Here is a 2,438-nt window from a genome sequence, read left to right on the forward strand (position 1 = left end):
CTTGTAAATTTTCTTTAACTACTCTGATTAACTGATTATAGGCTGACTCAATTACTATGATTTTATCCACGGCGGCTGCGCACTTGTTAAATTCCTGCACGGGAAATGGATTGATAGTAATCGGTCGAAAAAGAAAACAATTCTGATCATTTAACAGAGCCTCTTTAACCGAAGCTGCGATCAAACCATGAGCAACGATCATCGTTTTTCTCATCTGCGGATAGATCTCATACTCAACTATTTTTTTTGTCATCGCTGCAAAATCCTGATGAAGAGTCTTGTTAAAAACATACAAATCTTCTTCGGTTGAATAAGTATTGCACCAATTAACATATTCACTTTCGTTGCTTGTATCACGAACTGTTTTTTTTACCATTAACGGATAACTGGACACAATTTTCTTGGGTGGCATAATATCAACTTCGTTCTCTGTTTTTAATAAATAACCATCGGTCAATACTATAGCTGGCCAACGGTAAGTCCAGGCAACATTAAAAGCTTTAATAACACAGTTATACAAATCTGTTAAATTACTGGCAGAATAAACAATCCGATAACCTTCGCTATTACCACCCCAGGCGCTTAAAAATAGCTCCTGTTGCGAGTAAATAACTGATCCTGTTGATGGACCACCGCGTTGACCAACGATGACTACTAGCGGTAATCGTAGACTCTCGGCCATAGAAAGTGGGTCCTGCATTAAAACGTTACCTGGCCCACCGGTAGCAGTAAAGGCCTTGCGGCCACCGATGATCATACCACAAGTCATAAAGCCCGCAGCCATTTCATCTTCACTTTGAATAAATAATAATTGTTGCTTATTTTTAGTAGCTTTTTGCTCCCACTCGGTCATGATCTCGGTCGTTGGTGTAATTGGATAACCGGCGTAGCCAGTCGCACCACTAGCGAGCGCAGCTTCAATAACAACTTCATTACCAGTCAAAACTTTTTTCATTTATTTTCGTATATTTCTTAAATCAATAATTTTTTGGTCCTGGACTATCGTCTCTTCACTCTGATCCTTAACTAAACGGGGTATAATGCGATTTAGTTGCCAATCAAGCTTACGATAATAATATAATAAAAAGATGATCAAAATTATTATAGCTAATAACGACCAAAAATACCAACTTCTAATTATGGTAGCAATAGTCAAGGGATTATTACTAAGATCACGGTCAGTCAATTGAATACTGCTATCATCGATAGGAAAATCCTTATCATAATTTTTTACTTCTACTACTTGGTTATCGTTAGTATCGTTCTCTGCTGTTTTAATTTTTAATATTTCATTATTGTTAGTCGTAACATTTGCTAGGCTGGCATCATTCTTTTCAACTTTTTTAATTGGCTCTTGCTTTTGTGAACGAGTAGCATCAAGTGGGTAATAGTCATCACCGTCATTAACGCCATCACCGTCGCTATCTCTTTTTTTAGAATCAGTGCCTAATTTTATTTCTTGTTCATCTGTCAAACCGTCATTATCATCATCGGGGTCAGCGTTATCACCGATCTTGTCACCATCGGTATCAATATCAACACTAAACATTGTGGTTAGTGCTTGATCGTTAGCAGAATTTTGATCTACCGGTTGCGTGCCTTGAATCCTCGCTAAAATATTAAATGAGCTATCGGGTACGCGAAAATCTACCCAAGCGTCACCATAATTTCCACCGCGAATAGCAATTTGTTGCGAATCACCAATAACTTGATTTCCTTGAAAAAAAGTTATATATCCTTTCATATCCTCAGCACCAATATTTCTTATTCGCACATATAAACGTATCGCTTGTCCAACCAATAGATTATCGGTAGAAAAAGATATATCAGTATTATTAATAGACAAATCATAAGCCAACGCTAAGGTCGAAGTTGGCCATAATAAAATTACCATAGCAATACTGACTAAATATCTTATCAACATTTTGAGCATTGTGAAAAAATAAAATCCATTTCTTGAGCAGAAATAACAATGGTCTTCACCTCAAAGACCACCTTACTAAGAATCATCTGGCGTAATAATTCCGAATTTTGACCTAAACCACCAGTAAATACCAAATATTCAGTTTGCGGCCAAAGACCTAAATAACCATTAATGGCAAAGGCTAGCTGATCGACAAAACTGGCTAAAGCTTGAAATTTCTCTTGATTGGGCTGCTTTTTATAACTTAATAAAAACTTTTCAAAATTAGCAGTACCGGTTAAACCTTTAAATCCACTATCTTCATTTAAAAGTAAATTAATTTTTTTTGCTGGCCACCGTTTCTTTAATAAATAAAAGATAATACCGCTATCAATATCTCCTGACCTACTCATCATCATTAAGCCACTATTCGGTGTAAAGCTCATGGTGGTAGCTACTACCTGACCATGCTGAATAACAGCCATACTGCAACCACTACCCAAATGAACGGACAACATATTAATTTTTGCAGTAA

Annotated in this window: 3 protein-coding genes; all 3 read right to left on the minus strand. The window is 36.6% G+C overall.

Features of this window, described 5'->3' with window-relative positions; translation table 11 throughout:
• On the minus strand, nucleotides 1-955 hold a 955-nt coding region (locus COX77_03350), incomplete at its 3' end, for a ferredoxin oxidoreductase (GenBank protein ID PIZ98818.1).
• Nucleotides 956-1,924 (minus strand): hypothetical protein, encoded by a 969-nt coding sequence (locus COX77_03355; protein ID PIZ98819.1) that lies wholly within the window; start codon nucleotides 1,922-1,924, stop codon nucleotides 956-958. It abuts the gene before it with no gap.
• On the minus strand, nucleotides 1,918-2,421 hold the full coding sequence (locus COX77_03360; protein PIZ98820.1) for a hypothetical protein: 504 nt from the start codon (nucleotides 2,419-2,421) through the stop codon (nucleotides 1,918-1,920). Before COX77_03360 ends, COX77_03355 begins: the two co-directional genes overlap by 7 nt.
• Between the last annotated feature and the right edge of the window lie 17 nt (nucleotides 2,422-2,438).

This window comes from Candidatus Komeilibacteria bacterium CG_4_10_14_0_2_um_filter_37_10 (genome assembly GCA_002793075.1).
GTDB lineage: Bacteria > Patescibacteriota > Patescibacteriia > UBA1558 > UBA1558 > UM-FILTER-37-10.